This is a genomic window from Streptomyces venezuelae ATCC 10712 (genome assembly GCF_008639165.1).
GTDB classification, from domain to species: Bacteria; Actinomycetota; Actinomycetes; order Streptomycetales; family Streptomycetaceae; genus Streptomyces; species Streptomyces venezuelae.
The window spans coordinates 6003215-6025102 of record NZ_CP029197.1 but is presented as its reverse complement, the minus strand read 5'-3'; the positions used below and the strand labels follow the sequence as shown (position 1 = coordinate 6025102).

20 protein-coding genes are annotated in these 21888 nt (G+C 72.8%); 6 read left to right on the top strand and 14 right to left on the bottom strand.

Annotated elements, in window-relative coordinates; all coding sequences use genetic code 11:
- Positions 1-10: 10 nt before the first annotated feature.
- From DEJ43_RS27815 to DEJ43_RS27800, 4 genes are all read right to left on the bottom strand, one after another.
- Positions 11-1060 carry a hypothetical protein gene (locus DEJ43_RS27815; RefSeq protein WP_015036720.1) on the bottom strand — a complete coding sequence of 350 codons (1050 nt, stop codon included), beginning with the start codon at positions 1058-1060 and terminating at the stop codon, positions 11-13.
- Positions 1061-1071: 11 nt separating this feature from the next.
- Positions 1072-1368, bottom strand: coding sequence for a DUF4193 domain-containing protein (locus DEJ43_RS27810; RefSeq protein ID WP_003955561.1), 297 nt, complete (start codon positions 1366-1368; stop codon positions 1072-1074).
- A gap of 396 nt (positions 1369-1764) precedes the next feature.
- On the bottom strand, positions 1765-3003 hold the full coding sequence (locus DEJ43_RS27805; protein WP_015036719.1) for a sensor histidine kinase: 1239 nt from the start codon (positions 3001-3003) through the stop codon (positions 1765-1767).
- 4 nt (positions 3004-3007) lie between these two features.
- Positions 3008-3661, bottom strand: a complete 654-nt coding sequence (locus DEJ43_RS27800) for a response regulator transcription factor (protein WP_030146958.1) — start codon at positions 3659-3661, stop codon at positions 3008-3010.
- A 374-nt stretch (positions 3662-4035) separates the two neighbouring features.
- On the opposite strand from DEJ43_RS27800, the gene DEJ43_RS37580 reads away from it, so the two are divergent.
- Positions 4036-4209, top strand: a complete 174-nt coding sequence (locus DEJ43_RS37580; RefSeq protein WP_015036717.1) for a hypothetical protein — start codon at positions 4036-4038, stop codon at positions 4207-4209.
- A gap of 203 nt (positions 4210-4412) precedes the next feature.
- On the opposite strand, the gene DEJ43_RS27795 is transcribed toward DEJ43_RS37580, so the two are convergent.
- Together DEJ43_RS27795 and DEJ43_RS27790 are read right to left on the bottom strand one after the other, a co-directional pair.
- The gene (locus tag DEJ43_RS27795) at positions 4413-5213 is read right to left on the bottom strand and encodes an inositol monophosphatase family protein (protein WP_015036716.1); all 801 of its coding nucleotides are present in this window, start codon (positions 5211-5213) and stop codon (positions 4413-4415) included.
- A gap of 9 nt (positions 5214-5222) precedes the next feature.
- Positions 5223-6350 (bottom strand): ferrochelatase, encoded by a 1128-nt coding sequence (locus DEJ43_RS27790; protein WP_015036715.1) that lies wholly within the window; start codon positions 6348-6350, stop codon positions 5223-5225.
- A gap of 173 nt (positions 6351-6523) precedes the next feature.
- On the opposite strand from DEJ43_RS27790, the gene DEJ43_RS27785 reads away from it, so the two are divergent.
- Together DEJ43_RS27785 and DEJ43_RS27780 are read left to right on the top strand one after the other, a co-directional pair.
- Complete coding sequence (locus DEJ43_RS27785) at positions 6524-7789, top strand: MFS transporter (RefSeq protein ID WP_041662977.1); 1266 nt, start codon at positions 6524-6526, stop codon at positions 7787-7789.
- Positions 7728-9068 (top strand): D-arabinono-1,4-lactone oxidase, encoded by a 1341-nt coding sequence (locus DEJ43_RS27780; RefSeq protein ID WP_041662975.1) that lies wholly within the window; start codon positions 7728-7730, stop codon positions 9066-9068. Before DEJ43_RS27785 ends, DEJ43_RS27780 begins: the two co-directional genes overlap by 62 nt.
- 3 nt (positions 9069-9071) lie before the next feature.
- Here the strand turns inward: DEJ43_RS27780 and DEJ43_RS27775 are convergent, their stop codons facing one another.
- Positions 9072-9890: a hypothetical protein gene (locus DEJ43_RS27775; protein WP_233447993.1), complete on the bottom strand. Its 819-nt coding sequence runs from the start codon at positions 9888-9890 to the stop codon at positions 9072-9074.
- 573 nt (positions 9891-10463) lie between these two features.
- Here DEJ43_RS27775 and sepH point away from each other — a divergent pair.
- On the top strand, positions 10464-11498 hold the full coding sequence (gene sepH / locus DEJ43_RS27770) for a septation protein SepH (RefSeq protein WP_015036711.1): 1035 nt from the start codon (positions 10464-10466) through the stop codon (positions 11496-11498).
- 101 nt (positions 11499-11599) lie between these two features.
- Here sepH and DEJ43_RS27765 read toward each other — a convergent pair whose 3' ends face one another.
- Entirely contained in the window at positions 11600-12427 is an 828-nt protein-coding gene (locus tag DEJ43_RS27765) for a sulfurtransferase (protein WP_041662974.1), read from the bottom strand.
- A 175-nt stretch (positions 12428-12602) separates the two neighbouring features.
- On the opposite strand from DEJ43_RS27765, the gene DEJ43_RS27760 reads away from it, so the two are divergent.
- Positions 12603-13376 (top strand): VOC family protein, encoded by a 774-nt coding sequence (locus DEJ43_RS27760; protein ID WP_015036709.1) that lies wholly within the window; start codon positions 12603-12605, stop codon positions 13374-13376.
- Between the two features lie 46 nt (positions 13377-13422).
- On the opposite strand, the gene DEJ43_RS27755 is transcribed toward DEJ43_RS27760, so the two are convergent.
- The 5 genes from DEJ43_RS27755 to DEJ43_RS27735 all read right to left on the bottom strand — a co-directional run bounded on the left by DEJ43_RS27755 (position 13423) and on the right by DEJ43_RS27735 (position 20267).
- Positions 13423-14805: a polysialyltransferase family glycosyltransferase gene (locus DEJ43_RS27755; RefSeq protein WP_015036708.1), complete on the bottom strand. Its 1383-nt coding sequence runs from the start codon at positions 14803-14805 to the stop codon at positions 13423-13425.
- Between the two features lie 3 nt (positions 14806-14808).
- On the bottom strand, positions 14809-15774 hold the full coding sequence (locus DEJ43_RS27750) for a glycosyltransferase family 2 protein (protein ID WP_015036707.1): 966 nt from the start codon (positions 15772-15774) through the stop codon (positions 14809-14811).
- A 142-nt stretch (positions 15775-15916) separates the two neighbouring features.
- Positions 15917-18475, bottom strand: coding sequence for a YfhO family protein (locus tag DEJ43_RS27745; protein WP_015036706.1), 2559 nt, complete (start codon positions 18473-18475; stop codon positions 15917-15919).
- Positions 18476-18705: 230 nt separating this feature from the next.
- Positions 18706-19317 (bottom strand): isochorismatase family protein, encoded by a 612-nt coding sequence (locus DEJ43_RS27740; RefSeq protein WP_015036705.1) that lies wholly within the window; start codon positions 19315-19317, stop codon positions 18706-18708.
- Between the two features lie 47 nt (positions 19318-19364).
- Positions 19365-20267 carry an MBL fold metallo-hydrolase gene (locus DEJ43_RS27735; protein ID WP_041662973.1) on the bottom strand — a complete coding sequence of 301 codons (903 nt, stop codon included), beginning with the start codon at positions 20265-20267 and terminating at the stop codon, positions 19365-19367.
- Positions 20268-20458: 191 nt separating this feature from the next.
- Here DEJ43_RS27735 and DEJ43_RS27730 point away from each other — a divergent pair, with 191 nt between their 5' ends.
- Positions 20459-21148: a TetR/AcrR family transcriptional regulator gene (locus tag DEJ43_RS27730; RefSeq protein ID WP_015036703.1), complete on the top strand. Its 690-nt coding sequence runs from the start codon at positions 20459-20461 to the stop codon at positions 21146-21148.
- A gap of 85 nt (positions 21149-21233) precedes the next feature.
- Here DEJ43_RS27730 and DEJ43_RS27725 read toward each other — a convergent pair whose 3' ends face one another.
- Positions 21234-21878 (bottom strand): thymidine kinase, encoded by a 645-nt coding sequence (locus DEJ43_RS27725; RefSeq protein WP_015036702.1) that lies wholly within the window; start codon positions 21876-21878, stop codon positions 21234-21236.
- Between the last annotated feature and the right edge of the window lie 10 nt (positions 21879-21888).

Below are 21888 nucleotides of genomic sequence, written 5' to 3'. Positions count from 1 at the left end.
GGTCAAGGGGCTAGAACCCCAGTTCCTTGGGGTTCTCCGGCTGCTCCAGCGGGGGCAGCTCCCGGAGCGAGTCCCAGGGGACCTGTCGGCGGCGCAGGTCCTTGCGGATGTGGCCGGCGAGCTTCTTGGTGTCGCGGCGATTCATGACCGCGCCGACGGCGGCGCCCACCATGAAGGGCGTGAGGTTCGGCAGGTTGCGCACCATGCGCTTCATGATCTGCTGACGGAGCTCGCGCTTGAGCTGTCCGCCGAGGGCCGCGTTGACCGTGGTGGGCTTGGTGGGGTCGATGCCCCGCTCCTCGGCCCAGGAGGTCAGATAGGCCGCCGAACGCTGGGTGAGCCGGCCGGGGGGCCGCAGCCCGTAGACCTCGTGCAGTTCGGCGATGAGTTTGAGTTCGACGGCGGCGACGCCGGTGATCTCCGCCGCGAGTTCCGCCGGCATGGCCGGGGGGACGGGGAGCATGGCGGCGGCGCCGATGCCGGCGCCGATGGTCGAGCTCGCGTTCGCCGCACCGGCGACGAGCTTGTCGGCGATCGCCTCGGGGCCGAGCCCGGGGAACTGGGCGCGCAGGGTCGCCAGGTCGCGGACGGGGATCCGCGGGGCGATGTCGATCAACCGGTCGGCCAGGTGACCGATGCCGGCCTTGGCGCCGTCTCCGGTGCGCTTCACGCCCTGCGCGACGCCGCGGCGGACCGCGTCGATCCGGTCGGAGCCGATCTTGATCCTGTCGAGCTGGGCGCGCGCGGGATTGGCGAGGCGCTTGACGGGGCCGAGGCGTCCGTCACGCCGCGCCGGGTCGTTCGGCGCTTCGTCCGGCGCGCCGCTCCGCCCCGCTCCGCGCTCCGCCGGCGGGTGTGCCGGGTCCGGCTCGGTGACCGCCTCGAGCGAGGCCGGGAGGCCTCGCTCGTCGTCACGTGCGCCGAGGGAGGGCGGGGAGGCGGCGTGCTCGGCGTCAGGGGCCTCCTGGGCGCCCTCCGCCGGGCCTGTGCCGCCCTTGTACGTCCGGGGGCTCCCGGGGAGCCTCAGACGCCGCTTCCGGGACGGTGTGTCGCCTGCCACGGCCGCGATGCTCAGTCGCAGTCGCGGCAGATGGGCTGGCCGTTCTTCTCCCTGGCCAGCTGGCTGCGGTGGTGCACGAGGAAGCAGCTCATGCAGGTGAACTCGTCGGCCTGCTTGGGCAGGACCCGGACGGCCAGCTCCTCGTTCGAGAGGTCGGCGCCGGGCAGCTCCAGGCCTTCGGCGGCCTCGAACTCGTCGACGTCGACGGTCGAGGTCGACTTGTCGTTCCGGCGGGCCTTCAGTTCCTCAAGGCTGTCCGAATCGACGTCGTCGTCGGTCTTGCGTGGGGTGTCGTAATCCGTTGCCATGTCGCTCTCCCCCTCTGGGTGGTTGCGGTGTCTCCAGCGCACGTAACGCGTGAGAGGTCGGACTTGTGCCCGACCTGAGGCGGAGATTTTGCCTCACATCAAGGTCTGTTACTCAATCGACACCCGTCCCGTCCTCTCACGAGTGATCGGCTTCGGGTGGCGAACCGGACCGTACACGGTCCGGGGGGCGCCGTTCGCAAGCGCCACCCCGTGTACTTCCCGTCATTCCGCGCCCCGAAAACCCGGACTTTTCCTGGTTTTCCGAGGGATTTATCCGTCACGGAGAGTGGAGGTCCGGACACCCCGTCCTGTGATCGATCACACATGAGCGTCTCAGGATCAGGGCCCCGGAATTCCGCGCAAAGCGAACGGAACCGGGTCGGCTCGTGCAGTGTGTCAGATCGGCAGAGTGACGCGCATCACGAGACCACCGCCCTCGCGGGGCTCCGCGATGATACGGCCGCCGTGGGCCCGGGCCACGGACCGCGCGATCGACAGGCCGAGACCGACACCCTTGTCGCTGCCCGTGCGCTCCTGCCGGAGCCGCCGGAACGGTTCGAAGATGTTGTCGATCTCGTACGCCGGGACCACGGGGCCCGTGTTCGAGACGACCAGGACCGCCTGGCCGTGCTGGGTCTCGGTGGTGACCTCGACCCAGCCGCCCTCGGGGACGTTGTACCGGACGGCGTTCTGGAGCAGGTTCAGCGTGATGCGTTCGAGCAGGACGCCGTTGCCCTGCACGACCGCGGGCGCGCGCTCGCCCCGGATCTCGACGCCCCTGCTCTCGGCCTCGGCGTGCACCTGGTCGACGCCCCGCTCGGCGACCTCGGCGAGGTCGACGGGCTTGCGCTCGATGATCTGGTTGTCGCTCCGGGCGAGCAGCAGCAGGCCCTCGACGAGCTGCTCGCTGCGCTCGTTGGTGGCGAGCAGGGTCTTGCCGAGCTGCTGGAGCTCCACCGGGGCCCCGGGGTCCGAGAGGTGGACCTCCAGGAGGGTGCGGTTGATCGCGAGCGGGGTCCGCAGCTCGTGCGAGGCGTTCGCGACGAACCGCTGCTGGGCGGTGAAGGCCCGCTCCAGCCGGTCCAGCATCTCGTCGAAGGTGTCGGCGAGCTCCTTGAGCTCGTCGTCGGGGCCGTCGAGCTCGATCCGCCGGGACAGATCGGAACCGGCCACCTGGCGGGCGGTCCGGGTGATCCGGCCGAGCGGGGAGAGCACCCGTCCCGCCATGGCGTAACCGAAGGCGAAGGCGATGATGCTCAGGCCGAGCAGGGCGAAGAGCGAACGGCGCAGGAGGTCGTCCAGGGCCCGGTCGCTCTGGTGCCGCAGGCAGAGCGTGACGGCGTCGTTGAGCTGGTCGCCGGTGGGGTTCACGGGCAGCTGGCAGATGGCGCTGGTGGGCTGGACCGTGCCGTTGACGACCTTGAAGGGCAGCTGTGAGGTGCTGTCGCTGAGCGCCTGCGCGGTGAACAGGTAGATGATCGAGAGCAGCAGGATGCCCGCGATCAGGAACATGCCGCCGTACAGCAGTGTGAGCCGTATGCGGATGGTCGGGCGGAGCAGGGGCCGTACCGGGTCCCTGGGGTCCCAGGTCGGCTTCGGCGGCGCCTGGGGGTGGGGCGCTGGGGTGGTGGCCATCGGGTCAGATCCGGTACCCGGAGCCGGGCACGGTGACGATGACCGGGGGCTCGCCGAGCTTGCGGCGCAGGGTCATGACGGTGACGCGCACGACGTTGGTGAACGGGTCGGTGTTCTCGTCCCAGGCCTTCTCCAGGAGCTGCTCGGCCGAGACGACGGCGCCCTCGCTGCGCATCAGGACCTCCAGGACGGCGAACTCCTTCGGCGCCAGCTGGACCTCCTTGCCCTCGCGGAAGACCTCGCGGCGGTTCGGGTCGAGCTTGATGCCGGCCCGCTCCAGGACGGGCGGGAGCGGCACGCTGGTACGCCGGCCCAGCGCGCGCACGCGCGCGGTGAGCTCGGTGAAGGCGAACGGCTTGGGGAGGTAGTCGTCCGCGCCGAGCTCCAGGCCCTCGACCCGGTCGCTGACGTCGCCGGAGGCGGTGAGCATCAGGACCCGGGTGGGCATGCCCAGCTCCACGATCTTGCGGCAGACGTCGTCCCCGTGGACGAGGGGCAGGTCACGGTCGAGCACGACGACGTCGTAGTCGTTGACCCCGACGCGCTCCAGGGCCGCCGCTCCGTCGTACACGACGTCGACGGCCATGGCCTCCCGGCGCAGTCCGGTGGCCACCGCATCGGCGAGCAGCTGCTCGTCCTCGACGACGAGTACGCGCACGTCGTACATCCTTCCCGTTGAGCCCTGTCCGGGGTGGGGACCGGCTGAAACCTGAGCACTGACTGTGCGTGTCCATCCTGCCCCGTACGCGCGTAAACCGGCTGTAAGACGGCGGTGCGGGGCCGGGGGCGGGCGGGTGGCGGACCGGGGGCGCGCGGTGGGGCGCGGGGCGGTGATCGAAGAATTCACCGGAATTCCGGGCCAGTTGAGGTTTCTCTGAGGAAACGGTTGGGGAGGACGACTGCACACCCCGTGATCACGCCCTGTATGTGGCGCGCCACCTACCGCTCTCCGCTCCCGGAGGACCGCGGTGCGTGATCCACCCACCCTCGGCACACCCCCGTGCCACCGGACCCATGACGAGGGGGCGCACGATGGACGCTTTCACCGCAGGCCTGCTGCACCGCATCAGGACCACGCAGACCGACCTCACGCGGGCTCGTGAGACGGGCGACGACTACCTGGCGGAGGTCGAGCAGGCGGAGCTGGAAGACCTGCACCGACTGGCCGCCGAGCACGGCGTGGAGGTTGCCGCGCCGGGCGTCTGACCCGTCCCCACCCGCTGGACCGACCCGACCGATCCGACCGGCCCGCAGCACGTCCGAGGGCCCCGGCGCCGCTCCCGGCACCGGGGCCCTCGCGCGTGCCCGGCCGTACGGCCGTCGCGCTCACGTCGGCCATACGCCCTCGCCCGTACGCCGGTCGTACGCCCCACGCCCGTACGCCGGTCGTACGGGCGTTACACGCGGGCTCAGTCGTGCCAGGCGCCCAGTTCCTCCAGCAGCTCCTGGAGGGGCGCGAAGAGGCCGGGAGAGGCGGCCAGGGCCAGTTCGCCGGACTCGGGCTCTCCCGGGCGGCCGCCGGTCAGCCCGCCCGCCTCGCGGGCGATGAGGGCCCCCGCGGCGAGGTCCCAGGGGTTGAGGCCCCGCTCGTAGTAGGCGTCGAGGCGGCCGGCGGCGACGTCGCAGAGGTCGATGGCGGCCGAGCCGCCCCGGCGGATGTCCCGGACGCGCGGGATCACGCGCTGGGCGACGTCCGCCTGGTGGGCCCGCCGGGACTGGATGTATCCGAAGCCGGTGCCGAGGAGGGCCTGGTCGAGGGCGGGCGAGGGGCGGACGGCGAGGCGCCGGTCCCCCTCGTACGCCCCGCCGCCGAGGACCGCCCGGTAGGTCTCGCCCCGCATGGGCGCGGCGACGACGCCGACCACGGTCTCGCCGTCGCGTTCGGCGGCGATCGAGACGGCCCAGGTGGGCAGGCCGTAGAGGTAGTTCACGGTGCCGTCGAGCGGGTCGATGACCCAGCGGACCCCGCTGGTGCCGGGGCTCGACGCGCCCTCCTCGCCGAGGAAGCCGTCGTGCGGGCGGTGGTCGGCGAGGAAGCCGGTGATCAGCTTCTCGGCGGCGATGTCCATCTCGGTGACGACGTCGATGGGGCTCGTCTTGGTCTTCGCCACGGCCAGGTCGTCCGGCCTGCCGTCGCGCAGCAGCGCTCCGGCCCGCCGGGCGGCCTCCAGGGCGAGGTCGAGCAGTTCGGGGAGCAGCGGGTCTGTCACGGGGGCTCCTCAGGCGTACGGGCTGTCGGCGCCGGCCGCGGCCGGGCGCTCCGCCCGCGCCGGGCAGCAGCCGATCGGGCACAGGTCGTGGGAGGGACCGAGGGCGCCGAGGGCGCAGCGCTCGGCCCGGGTGCCCCGCTCGTTCGCGGCGCGCTCCAGGAGCAGTTCGCGAACGGCGGCGGCGAAGCGCGGGTCGGCGCCGACGGTGGCCGAGCGGCGGACGGGGAGTCCCAGTTCGGCGGCCTTGGCGGTGGCCTCGGTGTCGAGGTCGTAGAGGACCTCCATGTGGTCGGAGACGAATCCGATCGGGACCATGACGGCGGCGGGCACCCCGGCGCCGTGCAGTTCCTCCAGGTGGTCGCAGATGTCGGGCTCCAGCCACGGGATGTGGGGGGCGCCGCTGCGGGACTGGTAGACGAGCTTCCAGGGGTGGTCGACGCCGGTCCGCTCGCGGACGGCGTCGGCGATCATCCGGGCCACGTCGAGGTGCTGGCGGACGTAGGCCCCGCCGTCGCCGTGCTCGGTGACCGGTCCGGAGGTGTCGGCGGCGGAGTCGGGGATGGAGTGGGTGGTGAAGGCGAGGTGGGCGCCGTCCCGGACGGACGGGTCGAGCTCGGCGAGGGAGGCGAGGACACCCTCGATCATGGGCTCGACGAAGCCGGGGTGGTTGAAGTAGTGCCGGAGCTTGTCGACCCGGGGCAGCGGCAATCCTTCCGCTTCGAGGCCGGCGAGCGCGTCGGCGAGGTTCTCGCGGTACTGGCGGCAGCCGGAGTAGGAGGCGTACGCGCTGGTGGTGAGGACGGCGATGTGGCGCCGGCCGTCGGTGACCATCTCGCGGAGGGTGTCGGTGAGGTACGGCGCCCAGTTCCGGTTTCCCCAGTAGACGGGCAGGCGCAGGCCCGCGTCGGCGAAGTCCTTCCGCAGCGCGTCGAGGAGCGCGCGGTTCTGGTCGTTGATCGGGGAGACGCCGCCGAAGAGGAAGTAGTGCTGCCCCACTTCCTTGAGCCGTTCCTTCGGGATGCCGCGGCCGCGCGTCACGTTCTCCAGGAACGGGACCACGTCGTCCGGGCCCTCGGGGCCGCCGAACGAGAGCAGCAGCAGGGCGTCGTAGGGGGCGGGATCGTGCTGATCGGACATGGCACCGATCCTCCCACCCGTCGCCGACGGCCCGGGGCGCGGCCCGGCGGATGTCGGCCGTCCGGAAAAGGGGGTGACCCACCCACTTCAACACCGTAGGCTTTAGCTATTAATTACACGTGTTGACGACGCGCGCGGATCCCGCGCCGCTGCACGGAGATCCGGAGACACCCTTGGCCAGTCCCTACCGCGCGATCTTCGCCGCACCCGGAACCACCTCGTTCTCCGTGGCCGGCCTCCTCGGCCGCATGCCGCTGTCCATGATGGGCATCGGCATCGTCACCATGATTTCGCAGGTCACCGGGCGGTACGGGCTCGCCGGCGCCCTCTCGGCGACCCTCGCGATGTCCGCCGCGGTCCTCGGCCCGCAGGTCTCCCGCCTGGTCGACCGATACGGTCAGCGCCGGGTGCTCCGCCCCGTGACGCTGGTGTCGCTGGCCGCGGCCACCGGCCTGCTCCTGTGCGTGCAGCAGAAGGCGCCGGACTGGACCCTCTTCGTCTTCACCGGGGTGATCGGCTGTGTGCCGAGCGTCGGCGCGATGACCAGGGCCCGCTGGGCGGAGATCTACCGGGGCGAGGAGCGGCGCCTGCACACGGCGTACTCGTGGGAGTCGATCGTCGACGAGGTGTGCTTCATCTTCGGCCCGATCATCTCGATCGGCCTTTCGACGGCCTGGTTCCCCGAGGCAGGCCCCCTGTTCGCCGGCGTGTTCCTGGCCGTCGGCGTCTTCTGGCTGACCGCGCAGCGCGCCACCGAGCCGGCCCCGCACCCCCAGCAGAAGGGCGCGGAGGGCGCCTCCGCGCTCCGCTCCCCCGGCCTCCAGGTGCTCGCCCTCGCCTTCGTGGCCACCGGCGCCATCTTCGGCTCGGTCGACGTGGTGACGGTGGCCTTCGCCGAGGAGCAGGGGCACAAGGCCGCCGCCAGCCTGGTGCTGGCCGTCTACGCGCTGGGTTCCTGCCTGGCCGGCGCCGTCTTCGGGCTGCTCCACCTCAAGGGCGAGCCGTCCCGCCGCTGGCTCCTGGGCGTCTGCGCGATGGCCGTGAGTATGATCCCCCTCCTACTGGCCGGGAACTTGCCGTTGCTGGCCGTGGCGCTCTTTGTCGCGGGCCTGTCCATCGCACCGACGATGGTCACGACCATGGCCCTCGTCGAAGCGCACGTACCGCGCACCAAGCTGACCGAGGGCATGACCTGGACGGGTACCGGGCTCGCGATCGGCGTGGCGCTCGGCTCTTCGGCGGCCGGCTGGGTGGTCGACGCGTCGGGGGCCGAGGCGGGGTACGTGGTGCCCGTCGTCTCGGGCGCGCTCGCGGTCGCGGTGGGTCTCCTCGGACACCGCCGGCTGCGCAGGCCGGCGCCGAACCGGGAGGGGCAGCGTGAGCGGGACGACAACAGCGGGGTCGGGGAGCACCAGGACGGCGAGCAGCCCGTGGCGTAACTGGGCGGGGAACGTCACCTCCCGCCCCGTGCGGGAGGTGAGCCCGGCCTCGGCCGAGGAGCTCGCCGAGGCGGTGCGCAGGGCGGCCGAGGACGGGCTGCGGGTGAAGACGGTCGGCACCGGCCACTCCTTCACCTCGATCGCGGCCACCGACGGCGTCCTGATCCGGCCGGGTCTGCTGACCGGCATCCGGCGGATCGACCGCGAGGCGATGACCGTGACGGTCGAGTCGGGCACCCCGCTCAAGCGGCTCAACGTGGCGCTGGCCCGGGAGGGCCTGTCGCTCACGAACATGGGCGACATCATGGAGCAGACCGTCGCCGGGGCCACGTCCACCGGCACGCACGGCACGGGCCGCGAATCCGCCTCCATAGCCGCGCAGATCCGCGAGCTGGAGCTGGTGACGGCCGACGGGGAGCTGCTGGTCTGCTCGGAGAAGGAGAACCCCGAGGTCTTCGCGGCCGCCCGGATCGGGCTCGGCGCCCTCGGTGTGGTCACGGCGATCACCTTCGCCGTGGAGCCGGTCTTCCTGCTGACCGCCCGTGAGGAGCCGATGAGCTTCGACCGGGTCACCTCGGAGTTCGACGCGCTGCACGCGGAGAACGAGCACTTCGAGTTCTACTGGTTCCCCCACACGGACAACTGCAACACCAAGCGCAACAACCGCAGCGCGGGCCCCGCCGCGCCTCCCGGCCGGATCAGCGGCTGGGTCGAGGACGAGCTCCTGTCCAACGGGCTCTTCCAGGTGGCCTGCTCGCTGGGCCGCGCGGTCCCGCCGGCCATCCCCTCGATCGCCAGGATCTCCAGCCGGGCCCTGTCGGCGCGTACGTACACCGACATCCCGTACAAGGTGTTCACCTCGCCGCGCCGGGTGCGCTTCCTGGAGATGGAGTACGCGCTTCCGCGTGAGGCGGCGGTCGCCGCGCTGCGGGAGCTCAAGGCGATGGTCGAGCGCTCGCCGCTCAAGGTGAGCTTCCCGGTGGAGGTGCGGACCGCCCCGGCGGACGACATCGCGCTGTCCACGGCCTCGGGGCGGGAGACCGCGTACATCGCCGTGCACCTCTACAAGGGCACGCCCCACCGCGCGTACTTCACCGCGGTGGAGCGCATCATGACGGCCCACGGGGGACGCCCCCACTGGGGCAAGGTCCACACCCGTGACGCCGACTACTTCGCCGAGGCCTATCCGCGCTTCGCCGAGTTCACCGCGCTGCGCGACCGGCTGGACCCGGACCGGCGGTTCGCCAACGACTATCTGCGGCGGGTGCTGGGCGACTGACGGTCACTCGGTTCCGGAGCCGGCCCCGGTTCCGGAACCCGTTCCGGCCGTGACCGGGGCCGACGAGGTCACCGATCCGCCGCTCCCGGTGGTCGGCTCCTGGGTCGGGGTGGTCGGCTCCGTCGTCGGAGCGGACCCGGTCGGGGTCGGGGTCGGGGTGGGCTCCCCGCTCGGGGAGCCGCTGGGCGTCGGCTCCGTCGAAGGGGTCGTCGTGCCGCCCTCCCCGGTATCCCCGCCGCCCTGGGTCGGGGTGGCGCCCGTCGGGGTGCTCCCCGCGTCCCCGTCCGGCCGGCCGCTCTCCGCCGACCCGGACGGCGTGGTGCCGGGCCGCTCGTCCGGCGCGTCCCGCCCGGTGCTGCCGTCGCCCCGGACGACGGAGCCGAAGGTCGTCCGTCCCTGCGTACCGCTGAAGTCCTGGCCGGAGACCAGTTCGTAGGCGGTGATGCCGCCCATCGTGACGCCGAAGACGACGGCGGCGGCGATGGCGGGCCGCTTCCAGCCCCGGACCCGGGTGCCGTGGGTGGTCGCCGCGCCGAACTCCTCGTCGTGCGGCGGCGGGGCCTGGACGGTGCCGAGCAGCAGGGTGCGGTCGTCCCGCGGGCCGGGCGCGAGCGGCACCTGACGGGCCTTCGGCTTGGCGGCGGCGGTCACGTCGCGGACCTGCTCGCCGGTGCGCCGGAAGAGGTGCTGGAAGAGCGGGCCGCCGCAGGTGGCGATGACACTGATCACACCGGCGCCCAGGATGGTGCCGTACACCCCGAGCGTGGAGGCGAGTTTGGCGGCGATGACCGCGGCCAGGGCGCTGCCCGAGACCTGAGCCACGCTCAGATCGACCTTTCTCCTGCCGCCCTCCTTCCCCTCCGGCTCGTCCGTGTCGGTATCCGGCCTGTGACGCGTCTCCAACCCCTGCTCCAGTCCCTGACGGCTCATCTGTTCGCCTTGTACCCAGAAGGGACAAATGGGCGAAGGGAATAGTTCCGTTTCTGCTCTTTCTGTGAAGAGCGACACGTAAGGGGGAAGATCGCGGAGACTCAACTCCCGTACCGCCCGAGAAGTTGAGCGGCGCGCCGGTCCACCCAGGTGGCCCGAATGGAGTACATTGGCGAACCCTGGGTCCGGACGCCTTCACGGGTGCCCTGGATCAAGGGGAGGGGGCCGGACACGGCGCTCGAACCGGCGGCGCCGCGGCATCGCACGGGAACCGACTGCACAGAGTGACAGCCTGTCACTCCGGGTAGCCAACAGGTCACCGTGTCATAACGGCGCTCCAGGGTCCACGCCCGACACGCCGGGCAACTCGGCAAGGTAGTGGCAGGCTGCACCCGGGCAGGCCACACTCGACTAGCGGAAGCAGCGACGCACGTGACGTCGGCAGGCACCACCCGGGAGGTCCCCATGCCCGAACTGCGTGTCGTGGCCGTCTCCAACGACGGCACACGACTGGTGCTGAAGGCTGCTGACAGCACGGAGTACACACTTCCGATCGACGAGCGGCTCCGCGCCGCCGTGCGCAACGACCGCGCGCGCCTCGGCCAGATCGAGATCGAGGTGGAGAGCCACCTCCGCCCCCGCGACATCCAGGCCCGTATAAGGGCCGGTGCCTCCGCGGAGGAGGTCGCCCAGATGGCCGGGATCCCCGTCGACCGCGTGCGCCGCTTCGAGGGCCCCGTGCTCGCCGAGCGCGCCTTCATGGCGGAGCGCGCCCGCAAGACCCCGGTCCGCAGGCCCGGCGAGAACAGCGGCCCCCAGCTCGGCGAGGCCGTGCAGGAGCGGCTGCTGCTGCGCGGCGCCGAGAAGGACACCGTGCAGTGGGACTCCTGGCGCCGTGACGACGGCACCTGGGAGGTGCTGCTCGTCTACCGGGTCGCGGGCGAGGTCCACACCGCCAGCTGGACGTACGACCCGCCCCGGCGGCTCGTCCAGGCCGTGGACGACGAGGCCAGGGCCCTGATCGGCGAGACGGACGACACGATCGCCGCCGCGCCGGAGCCGAGCTTCCCGTTCGTGCCGCGCATCGCCCGGCTGCCCCGGGACAGGCCGCTCGACCGCGCCCTGGACCGCCAGCTCGACCACCGCCAGCTGGAGCGGGCCTCCGCTCCGGCCGAGCCGGAGGAGGAGCGGGACTCCCTGACGAGCCTCCTGGAGGCCGTGCCGAGCTTCCGCGGCGACATGGTCGTACCGGAGCAGCCGGACTCGGAGCCCGCGGAGGAGGCCGAGGCGGAGGAGCCGCCGGCCCCGGCCGCGTCGGCGGGCGCCGGTGCCGCGTACGCGGACGTCCTGATGCCCCGCGCGGTCTCGGGCCACCGGGACCGCCTCACCGGCACCACGGACCGCCAGGCCGAGGCGGACGGCGTCCGCCCGGGCCGTCGCGCGGCGGTGCCGAGCTGGGACGAGATCGTCTTCGGCACGCGGCGGAAGAAGCAGGACTGACGGCAGGAGCCGTGGCGGTCCGCCGGTTCCGCGGCTCCGGCTCCAGCTGTACGAGGAGGGGCCCGCACCCGGCCGGTGCGGGCCCCTCGTCGTACCGCGGACTACTGCGGGTCCGGTCCGGTGGCCACCGGGCGGGCCGGGTCGGCGGACCACTCCGACCAGGAGCCGGCATAGAGCGCGGCGGGGATGCCGGCGATCTCCAGGGCCAGGACCTGATGGGCGCCCGAGACGCCGGAGCCGCAGTACACCGCGACCGGCGTCCCCTCGGCCGCGCCGAGACCGGCGAAACGGTCCCGCAGGCTGTCGGCCCCCAGGAAGCGCCCCTCGGCGTCGACGTTCTCCGTCGTCGGGGCCGACACCGCGCCGGGGATGTGCCCGCCGACCCGGTCGATCGGCTCCACGTCACCGCGGTACCGCTCGGCCGCCCGCGCGTCCAGGAGCAGACCCGAACGGGCGAACGCGGCCGCGCCGTCGGCGTCGAGCAGTCCGAGCGAACCCGGCCGCGGCCGGAAGTCGCCCGGCTCCGGCGCCGGGACCTTCTCCGTGAGCTCCCCCGTCCAGGCCGCGAGGCCCCCGTCCAGGACCCGCACGTCCGGGTGACCCGCCCAGCGGAGCAGCCACCAGGCGCGGGCCGCGCCCCAGCCGAGACCGCCGTCGTAGACGACGACCGGGGTGTCCGCCGAGACACCGGCCCGGCGCATCACTGCCCCGAAGGCCTCCGGCTCGGGCAGCGGGTGGCGCCCCCCGCCCCCGGGCGGCCCGGCCAGCTCCGAGTCCAGGTCGACGTAGACCGCGCCGGGGAGGTGCCCGGCCTCGTACGCGGGGCGTCCGGGCGGGCCTCCCAGGGTCCAGCGGACGTCCAGCAGGACCGGCGGCCGGGCCCCGGCCGACTCGCTCAGCAGTTCGCTTGCGGAGATGATGGGCTTCATGGGTGCCATCCTCGCGCAGCCGCGCGGCCGCGGGGGCACGAACCCGGCCTCCTCCCCCGCGTCGCCGCCGCGGGATCAGGCCACTCTTTGGTGCGACCGGGGCGCGCCGGGGCTCCGTCGGTGACACCATCGGACGGGGACACGGCCACGACGATGGTCCGAGGAGAGAGTCACGATGACCGAGGCGACTCGGCGGACGCCCGGCACACCCTGCTGGGTGAGCCTGATGGTGCACGGGCTTGATGCCACGCAGGAGTTCTACAACGCACTCTTCGACTGGGAGTTCGAGCCCGGTCCCCAGCACCTCGGGCCGTACGTCCGCGCGCTGCTCGGCGGCAAGGAGGTGGCGGGCATCGGCCAGCTGCCGCCCGACCGGCATCTGCCGATCGCCTGGACGCCGTATCTGGCCACCGAGGACGCCCACGAGACGTCGGAGAGCATCCGGTGCTGCGGCGGCACCGTGGCCGTGGGGCCGCTGGACGCGGGCGAGGCCGGCCGGCTGGCGATCTGCTCCGACCCGGTGGGCGCGGTCTTCGGCGTCTGGCAGGCGGAGGCGCACCACGGCACGGCGACGGCGGGCCCGCCCGGGACGCCGGTGTGGAACGAGCTGCTCACCTACGAGACGTCCTCGGTCGGCAAGTTCTACCGGACCGTCTTCGGCTACGAGGTGGAGCCGGTCGTCTCCGCCGACCACGACTACGCCACGCTCCTCGTGGACGGCTCCCCGGTGGCCTCGCTGCACGGCGTCGGCAACGCGCTGCCCCGGGACCGGGGGCCGCACTGGATGACGTACTTCGAGGTCGCCGACACCGACGCGGCCGCCCGGCTGGTGCTCCAGCTCGGCGGGCACGTGCTGCGCCCGCCGCGCGACGCCATGGCGGGGCGGCTCGCCCTGGTGGCGGACCCGGAGGGCGCGGTCTTCACCCTGGTCAGGTCCGCCGCCCCGTGACCCCGGCGGGCGTCCGGTGCGACGCCCCCGAGGTGCCCCGGCGGGCTCAGCCCCGGCGCGACCGTGCGAGTCCGCGGCGGAGCCGGGAGGTCGTGCCGCGGTCCGCCGTCGGCACTCCGCCCGGCAGGCCGAGCCGGCCGAGCCGTTCGGCGTCGAAGTGGTGGGCGATGCCCGGCTCGGCGTAGTGCCCGGCCAGGTAGCGGACGGTCTCGTCCCGCAGGCCCGGGTGGCTCTTGTGCCGCATGCAGTAGCCGACGGCGCGGACGAGCGGTGTGAGCGAGTCGGGGGCCGCTCCGGGGACCGAGGGCTCCTCGCCGCCTTCCAGGTCGGCGATCAGGTGGTCGACGACGGTGAGCGGAATCCGGTTGCTGTTCTCGTAGGGGGTGAGCCGTTCGAGGACCTCGGCCGTGCCCACGCGCGCGACGGGGATGCCGTAGTAGACCGCGGCGGTGAGCATCGCCGTGGAGAAGCAGCCGACGACGAGCCGGGGCGCGCACCGCTCGTAGAAGGTCTCGGCGAGCAGCGGGCCGTCGAGGACGGTCAGCCGGACCCCGCTGCGCTCCGCCTCCTCCTGGAGGGCCCGGGAGTAGCTGGGGGGCGCGGTCGGGTGCGGTTTGAAGACCACCGAGCGGTGTCCGCCGGCCGCCGCTCCGCGGAGCATGCGCACGTGCAGGTCCTCCTCCTCCTCGGCGGTGAGGAGGCCGAGGGCGGCGAGGTACTGGCCGAGCAGCAGGGCCGTGGGCCCGGCGGCGGCCGCGCGCGTGATCTCCGGGTCGTCGGCCGCGTCCTCGGCGATCTCGGCGAGGACCGTACGGAAGGCGTCGTCGGGGACCAGCTCGGGCTCGATGCCGTACTCGCTGAGGAGGAGGGGCCGCAGGCCCGGCACCAGGTCGAGGTGGAGCACCCGCCGGACGCGGCAGGCGATCGACTGGGCGAGGTCGTTGCGGGTCGGGCCGTAGCTCATGAGGCCGTCCGCGTAGACGTGGAGGGCGCTCTCGGGGAACGTGCCGGCCAGTGCCTTGGCGGGGTTGACCTGGATGGACTCGACGATCAGCTCCACCGGGGCGCTGCCGAGGTCCCACGCGGTGCGCAGCACGCGCTGCCAGAGCGGGGCCTCCTCGGGGCGCGGGGCCCAGGCGGCGGGGTGGTACGGGTGGATCGTCTCGTTCCAGTCGAGGACGCCGTCGAAGCGGGCGGCGATCCGCTCGTAGCCGGTCATGCCCTCCATGCGGAGCGCGGTCTCCGGGATCTCGGCGTTGCGCGAGATCAGCAGGAGCCGGCGGGCCTGCGCGCGGGGGCCGAACTGTCCGGCGTCCAGGGAGGCGGCGAGGGTGGCGGCGCCGTACAGGGTGGACACCTGGAAGATCTGGACCGGGCGGCCGTCGGTGGCCGGGGCGAGCGCCGGTGCCTTGTCGGGGGCGGGGGCCATGGGTCAGGCGGTCCTTACGGTGTCGCGCAGGCTCCGGAGGAGGGTGCTGCGGGGGGTGTCCATGGTGGCCAGGGTCTCTTCGAGGACCTGCTGCGGCATCCGGTGCAGCGCGTCGCGGACGTCGGCGCGGAGCCGCTTGGCGACGGCGGGGTCGTACTTGTCGACCTTGCCCATGTGGAAGGCGATCATCGCGCAGTAGGTGCGGACCGCCTTCGGGAGGAAGCGGTCCGCCTCCTCGTCCCGGGACACGTCGTCGAGCAGCGTGTCGTACGAGGGGATGAAGTCCAGCTGCCGGTTGTCGGTGATCTGGGTGAGGGAGGTGGTGACGCCGCGCCGGTAGAAGACGCCGTGCTGGGAAAGCGCGGCGAAGGTGCGGGCCTTGAGGTGGAGCCGCCATACCCAGAGGCGGTCCTCGGCGGTCCGCAGAGCGGTGTCGAAACGCGATGCGCCGTTCTCGAAGAGCCGGGCGCTGTAAATGCCGAAGGGGACGAACGGATAGTCGACCATCGTCACCATGCTGGCCGGTGAGATTCCGTCGCGGGGGTCCATCACGGTGTCACGGCGCTTCGCGGGGGCGTATCGGATGTTCCGCTTGCGGCCTTCCGAGAGGACGTGGTCGGTCCGGGCGAAATCGCAGCCCAGTCGCTCGATTCCGGCCACGATGGCGGCCAGGTGACCGGGGGCGTACCAGTCGTCGCCGTCGAGGAAGGTGAGGTGGTCCCCGCGTGCCGCGTCGATTCCGGTGTTGCGCGCCTGGGCGACACCGCGGTTCGTCTCGTGCCGGATGACGGTGGCGTTCGGCAGGCGGTCGCGCCAGCGGTCGAGGATTTCCGGGGTGTCGTCCGTCGAGCAGTCGTCGATCAGCAGGAACTCGAATTCCGGATCCGCGTTGTTCGCGAGACTGCGCAGGGTGTCGGGCGCGTATGCCCCGACATTGTGGAACGGTACGACGACGGACAGTTTCGGCACTCGGAATCCCCATACTGAATCGAACAGTTAAACGCCGCTACGGCGGGTACGGTAACGCCGCACTTTTCCGGGCGAACGATCCGCGCGTGCACTCCGGGTGAACTCTTGTCGTCCCCCGTGCGAAGTCCACGCGGAAACGTCCTCACCGGGCCGCCCGCCGGCGCGGCCACGCGGCGCCCCGCCTGTGCAGGGCCCAGGTCGCCAGGAGGGCCAGGAGCGCGGCCGCGCCCACGGCGCCGCCAAGGGTGAGGCCCGGTGGCCGGAAGGAGCACGTGACCGACGCGGCCCGGCCGTCGAGCGGTACGGCGACGAGGCCCTGGTACGCGCGCGCGGGGCGGGGTTCAGCGTCACCGGCGGCGCAGCGCCAGCCGGAGATCCGGGGCGCGGCGAGCACGGCGGTCCCCGTGCTGCCCTGGGGCAGTCGGGCCGTGACGGTGTGTCCGGTGGTGCTCACCTCGGTGGCTCCGGTGGCGGTCAACTGCCGTACGGCGGAGTCCAGCCGGTCCTGGAGCAGACAGCCGACCGGCTGGCGGGGCAGTCCCCGCTCGGCCTCCGGTGTCAGCTCGATCCGTACCGCACCGGACCCGGGCACGGTCCCGAGCGTCCGCATGGGGGCCTGGACGGCCGGCGGCTTGCCCTCGAAGTGCACCGGCCGCTCCCCTGCGAGGGTCGCTCCGCCGCGGTACTCGGGGCCCCAGAACCAGACCTGGGAGCCCGCCGGGCAGCGGGCGGTGAGGGTGCGTCCGGTCCGGGTGACGGGCGGCAGCTCGTACACGTCGGCGCCGAGCAGGCGCTCCTGCCGGGCGAAGGCGGAGTCCCCCGGGTGGGTGGCGGGCCGCCCCGCCGGACGGACGGTGACCAGCGGCGGTACGGGGCGGGTGGCGGCGGACACCGTGGCGCGGGGCAGGGCGTCCTGCCGTACGGGCCCGGTGGGCGTCGAGCGGATCCGGGTGCCGATGGAGAACAGGGCGTCGGTCACGGGGTTGTCGAGGGTGACCGGGTGCCGGCCCTTGGCGTAGAAGCCGAAGCCCAGGGAGGCCAGGGTGCGGGAGGTGATCTCCGAGGTGAGGCTGCTGTAGTAGTCGGGGCCCTGCCCTCCGACGACCAGGACGTCGTTCCCGCCGGGGACCTCTCCCGGGTCCGTGCGGTGGCGGGGCCAGGCGTCCGCGCGGGCCGCCTCCTCTGCCACGGCCGTGTGCCAGGGGCCGATCCGGGGGGACCAGGCGACCTCGGCACGCTGCCGTTCCTCGATCCGCTTGCCGGTGACGGCGGCCTCGCCGGCCTGCGCGGCGAGGAGCAGGGCCACGGCCAGAACGGGCAGTACGCGCGCGGTGTTCCGGCGTTCGCCCAGCAGCGCGACGAGGACGGCGGCGAGCACCAGGGCCGCGGCGATCCCGAAGGCCGGGTAGGTCCACGGGTCGATGTCGACGCTCCCCCGGGCCGCCAGGGCCAGGGCGCCGAGCAGCGCGCCTCCCCCGAGCAGCGCCGCGGGCCGTGGCACGCCCCGGGCCGCCGAGAACCAGCCGCCGACGATCAGCAGCCCGCACAGGACGAAGGTCTGACGGTACGGGCCGCCGTTGGGCGAGGCGCCCGCGTGCCAGAGCAGATGGGTGGGTTCCCACTGGAGGGAGAGCGTCACCAGGACGACCGCGGCCGTCCAGCCGGCCCGGACGCGCGGGGCGACGGCCCGGTTGAACGGCAGGGTGAGGGTGAGGGCGAGGGCGGGCGTCCCGATGAAGAGGGCGGGGCTCGCCAGGCTCGCGGTGGCCGGCAGGAAGCGGGCGACGACCTCCTGCCAGGCGGCGGGCGCGAAGGGGACGACGGGGGTCGGGTCGGCGCCCTTGGTGCCGAGGAAGACGACCACGACGAGCGGCGCGGCGAGGCCGATGCCGATGAGCACGCCCCGGGCGGCGCGCAGCGCCGCGGTGAGCCGCTGCCGTGCGGTGGCCGTCTCCTCGGTGGTGAGGAGCCGTACGAGCAGGACGACGGCGGCGCCGACGGTGGCCATGTACGCCGTGTAGAAGTTGGCGATCCAGGCCAGGGCGACGACGAGCGGGCCGAGGACGGGGCGGCGGCCGGTGCGGGCCCACTCGCCGACCAGGCAGAGCAGCGGGAAGGCGACCAGACCGTCGAGCCACATCGGAACGGAGGCGCCGAGGTTGAAGGTCCAGCCGGAGAGGGCGTACGCCGTGCCGAGGAGGGCGGCGACCGGCCAGGGGCCGGGACGCATCCGCAGGAGCAGCAGCGCCATCGCCGCCCCGGCGGCGGTGATCTTGGCGGCGGTCACGACGTACAGGGCGAGTTCGACGCGGTCCGCCGGGAAGAACACGACGAGCAGGTCGAAGGGGCTGCTCAGGTAGGTGCCGATGTCACCGAGGAAGTTGGAGCCGAAGCCCGAGTTCCAGTTGAGGAAGGCGTCGCCCTGGGTCTCGCCGCGGAGGAACGCGCGCCAGTAGGAGTGGAACGGCAGGTATTGCTGGCCCAGGTCCACGACGTTCCTGGTCACCGGCCCGAAGGGATAACTGCGGGAGAGCCGGGTGGCGAGGCAGAGCAGGACGGCGGTCAGCACGGCGGCGGAGAGCGGTCCGGCGACGAGCGGGGAGCGCGGCCCGCGCGCCCGGGCGCGCGGGTCCTGCGCGGTGCCGCCCGTCCCCTCCTTGCCGTCGACCTCGTCGAGCACGGTCTCGGCAGCGGGCGGCACACGTCCTCCAGAGGGCGTACGGAACGAGGCGCCCGTGGTGGTGCGTCACGGGCCGACCGCCATTACCGCCGAGTCGGACGACCCGCAACCGATCACCAGGCGGTGTTCCGGCGCACCTCGGGTGAACTCCCGGTGCCAGGGGGCCGGACGACGGCCGGCCCCATGGACCGGGCGACGGGCGGCCCCATGGCACCGGGCGCCGTACGGCTCTTGGACCGGGCGCCGTCCCGTCAGGCCCTCGGAGCCACGAGGTCGTCGACCGTACGGGCCACCGTGCCGAACAGGTCGGCGACCGTCGTCAGGCTCGCGGCCTGGAGCGCCGCCGCGGAGAGGACGGTGCCGTCCGGCGCCTCCAGGGGGCGGGTCGCGGTGGCCTCGGCGACGACGGTGGGGCGGTAGCCGCGGTTGAAGGCGCCCTGCGCGGTGAAGAGGACGCACATGTGCGTCATGAACCCGGCGATGACCAGGTCACCGGTGACGCCGAGGTCCTTGAGGGTCTCTTCGAGGTCCGTCGCGTGGAACGCGTCGGGGAACTGCTTGACGACGATCTTCTCGCCCTCGACCGGGGCCACCTCGTCGCTGATCGCGCCGATCTCGGCCCGGATGTCGTACGGGGTCCCCTCGCCGCCGTCGTTGACGACGTGGACGACGGGCGCACCCGCGGCGCGCGCGGCGGCGAGCAGCCGCGCTCCGGCGGTCAGGGCCGTCTCGGCCTCGTCGAGCCGCATGACGCCGGTGCGGTAGGTGTTCTGGAAGTCGATCATGATCAGGGTGGAGTCGCCCAGGCGGGGCAGGTCCTGGGGAAGGCCGATCACATCGCGGAGGGTGGTGGACGCGGTCATGGCGGTTCCTTTCAAGGAAGGACGAAGGACGAAGGAAGAAGGGGAAATCAGGAGAGGCTCTTCGGGGCGCCGTCCGGCGCGAGGTCGACGAGCTTGGCGTCGACGCCCTCGGCCTTGAACGCCTTGACGAGGGACGCCAGGTCCTCGGAGTAGATGTTCCAGCTGTCGGTGTGCACCGGGACGACCTTGCGGGGGTCGAGGGCCTTCGCCACGAGGGCCGCGTTCCGTGACGTCAGGGTCAGGGGCGCGTTGGCGAGGATCGCGGGGGTGCGGGCGGCTCCGGCGAAGAGAACGGCGGTGTCGATGGGGCCGATCTCCTTCCTGATCCGGTCGCCGACCTCCTCGGCGACCTTCACGGAGGCGTTGTCTCCGGAGATGTAGGTGGTGGGGACTCCCTTGCCGCTGAGCACGAAGCCGGTGACCTCGCCGTCCGCGCCGCGGTCCACCCCGTCGGGGCCGTGCAGGGCGGGCACGGCGGTGACCTCGACCGCGCCGGACGCGCTCTTCAGCTCCTGCGCGTCCCACGCCTTCATGCCGGTGACGTGGTCACCGAGCCGCTTCCGCGCGCCGGGCGTGGAGAGTACGACGGGCACGTCCTTGAGCAGGGCCCGGCCGGCCTCGTCGAGGTTGTCGTCGTGCTGGTCGTGCGAGAGCAGGACGGCGTCGATCCTGCCGATGCCGTCGACGCCGAGGGCCGGCGGCCTGAGCTTCTCCAGGCCGCTCTTGTACTTCCTCGGGGCGTCGAAGGTCGGATCGAGCAGGAGACGCAGGCCGCCGATCTCCAGGATCGTGGTCGGCCCGCCGATGTGGGTGACGGTGAAGGCGGGGGCGGTCGCCTTCGCGCCGTCGGCGGCGTCCTCGTCCTGGCCGCCGCAGGCGGCGAGGAGGGCCGCGCTCAGGGTGGCCGCGACGACGCCGGAGGCGGTTCGACGGAAGGTCGGACGGTTCATGGAGGAACACCAGCTCTCTCGTGGCGAACGGTGGGTGCGCACGTCGGTCGGCTCGGAGGCGGCCATCCCCCCCAAGACGTTTGCAACGCTAACACAGCTCGTAATCACCGATAACGACGATCGTCGGCCGATGTGGCTCTCGCGGTGGATTCGCCCAGGTCCGGACTGTTAGCGCTGTTATCGTGGGAGGCATGTCGACGGCACGCGAGCGCATCCTGGAAGCCACCGAGGAACTCCTCGCCACGAAGGACGCCCTGGCGATCTCGACCCGCGCCATCTGCGACCGCGCGAAGGTCGGCATGCCCGAGATCTACCGGCAGTTCGGCGACAAGCAGGGCCTGCTCACGGCCGTCGCCGACATCGGGTTCGAGCGCTTCCTCGCCGCCAAGCGGCGCAATCCCCTCACCGACGACCCGGTGGCGGACCTGCGGACGGCCTGGGACAGCCACGTGGCCTTCGCGCTCCGCAACCCGCACCTCTACCGGCTGATGTTCACGCCCACCGGCGACGCCAAGCCGGGAGCCATCACGGAGGCGCAGGCCATCCTCCTGCAGGCCGTCGAGCGCTGCCGGGACGCCGGGCGGCTCCGGATGACCCCGGAACTGGCCGGACAGTCGATCCTCTCCGCCAACGTGGGCGTGTGCATGATGGCGCTGTCGTTCCCGGACCTGTTCGGGAGCGCGGACATCTCCGCGGCGGTACGGGACGCGGTGATCGGAAAGGTCACCGGCGACGAGCGGGAGGACACCCGGATCGGCACGGCGACCGTCCTCGCGCAGGCCCTGGTCGGCACCCTCACCGGGACGTCACCGGTGAGCGCGGCGGACCTGGACCGACTCACACGGGCAATGCGCCCGCCGGCCGCGAACCCGGAGCCGTAGCGCCGTAGCGGTGATTCGGGCCGCGGCCTCGGAGCCGTAACCCCGATCGCCGTAACGCCGTAGCGGTGATCCAGGGCCCCGTCGCTCAGTTGACCGGCAGGACGTCCGGGGAGAGGGCGCCCGCGAGGGCGGAGGCCGAGGTCATCCGGCGGCGGTGGTGGCGGCGGCAGAGCACCTCGTAGCCGATCTCCGCGGCCGGGCGGTTCACATCGCCGACGACGACCTGCTCGCCCTCGACGACCATCGCGCCGCCCACCGTACGGGCGTTGTGCGTGGCCCGGGCGCCGCACCAGCACAGCGCCTCGACCTGGAGCTGCTCTATGCGGTCCGCCAGCTCGATCAGCCGCTGCGAGCCGGGGAAGAGCTTGGTCCGGAAGTCGGTGGTGATGCCGAAGGCGAAGACGTCCAGGCCGAGGTCGTCGACGACCCGGGCGAGCTGGTCGATCTGCTCCGGGGCGAGGAACTGCGCCTCGTCCACGATGACGTAGTCGGCCTTGCCGCCCTGGGAGAGCTGGCCGACGAGGTACGCGTACAGGTCCATGCCCTGGGGCGCCTCGACCGCCTCCGTCACGAGGCCGAGCCGGGAGGACAGCTTGCCCTCGCCCGCGCGGTCGTCACGGGTGAAGATCACGCCCTGGAGCCCTCGCGCGTCGCGGTTGTGAGCGATCTGGAGCGCCAGGGTGCTCTTCCCGCAGTCCATGGTTCCGGAGAAGAAGACCAGCTCGGGCATGACGGGACGG

Coding starts and splice junctions, on each gene's coding strand:
- DEJ43_RS37580 (WP_015036717.1), top strand. CDS start 4,036: ATGGACGCTTTCACCGCAGGCCTGCTGCACCGCATCAGGACCACGCAG.
- DEJ43_RS27730 (WP_015036703.1), top strand. CDS start 20,459: ATGTCGACGGCACGCGAGCGCATCCTGGAAGCCACCGAGGAACTCCTC.
- DEJ43_RS27790 (WP_015036715.1), bottom strand. CDS start 6,350: ATGTCCGATCAGCACGATCCCGCCCCCTACGACGCCCTGCTGCTGCTC.
- DEJ43_RS27805 (WP_015036719.1), bottom strand. CDS start 3,003: ATGGCCACCACCCCAGCGCCCCACCCCCAGGCGCCGCCGAAGCCGACC.
- DEJ43_RS27755 (WP_015036708.1), bottom strand. CDS start 14,805: ATGGCCCCCGCCCCCGACAAGGCACCGGCGCTCGCCCCGGCCACCGAC.
- DEJ43_RS27725 (WP_015036702.1), bottom strand. CDS start 21,878: ATGCCCGAGCTGGTCTTCTTCTCCGGAACCATGGACTGCGGGAAGAGC.
- DEJ43_RS27735 (WP_041662973.1), bottom strand. CDS start 20,267: ATGAACCGTCCGACCTTCCGTCGAACCGCCTCCGGCGTCGTCGCGGCC.
- sepH (WP_015036711.1), top strand. CDS start 10,464: ATGCCCGAACTGCGTGTCGTGGCCGTCTCCAACGACGGCACACGACTG.
- DEJ43_RS27810 (WP_003955561.1), bottom strand. CDS start 1,368: ATGGCAACGGATTACGACACCCCACGCAAGACCGACGACGACGTCGAT.
- DEJ43_RS27760 (WP_015036709.1), top strand. CDS start 12,603: ATGACCGAGGCGACTCGGCGGACGCCCGGCACACCCTGCTGGGTGAGC.
- DEJ43_RS27765 (WP_041662974.1), bottom strand. CDS start 12,427: ATGAAGCCCATCATCTCCGCAAGCGAACTGCTGAGCGAGTCGGCCGGG.
- DEJ43_RS27740 (WP_015036705.1), bottom strand. CDS start 19,317: ATGACCGCGTCCACCACCCTCCGCGATGTGATCGGCCTTCCCCAGGAC.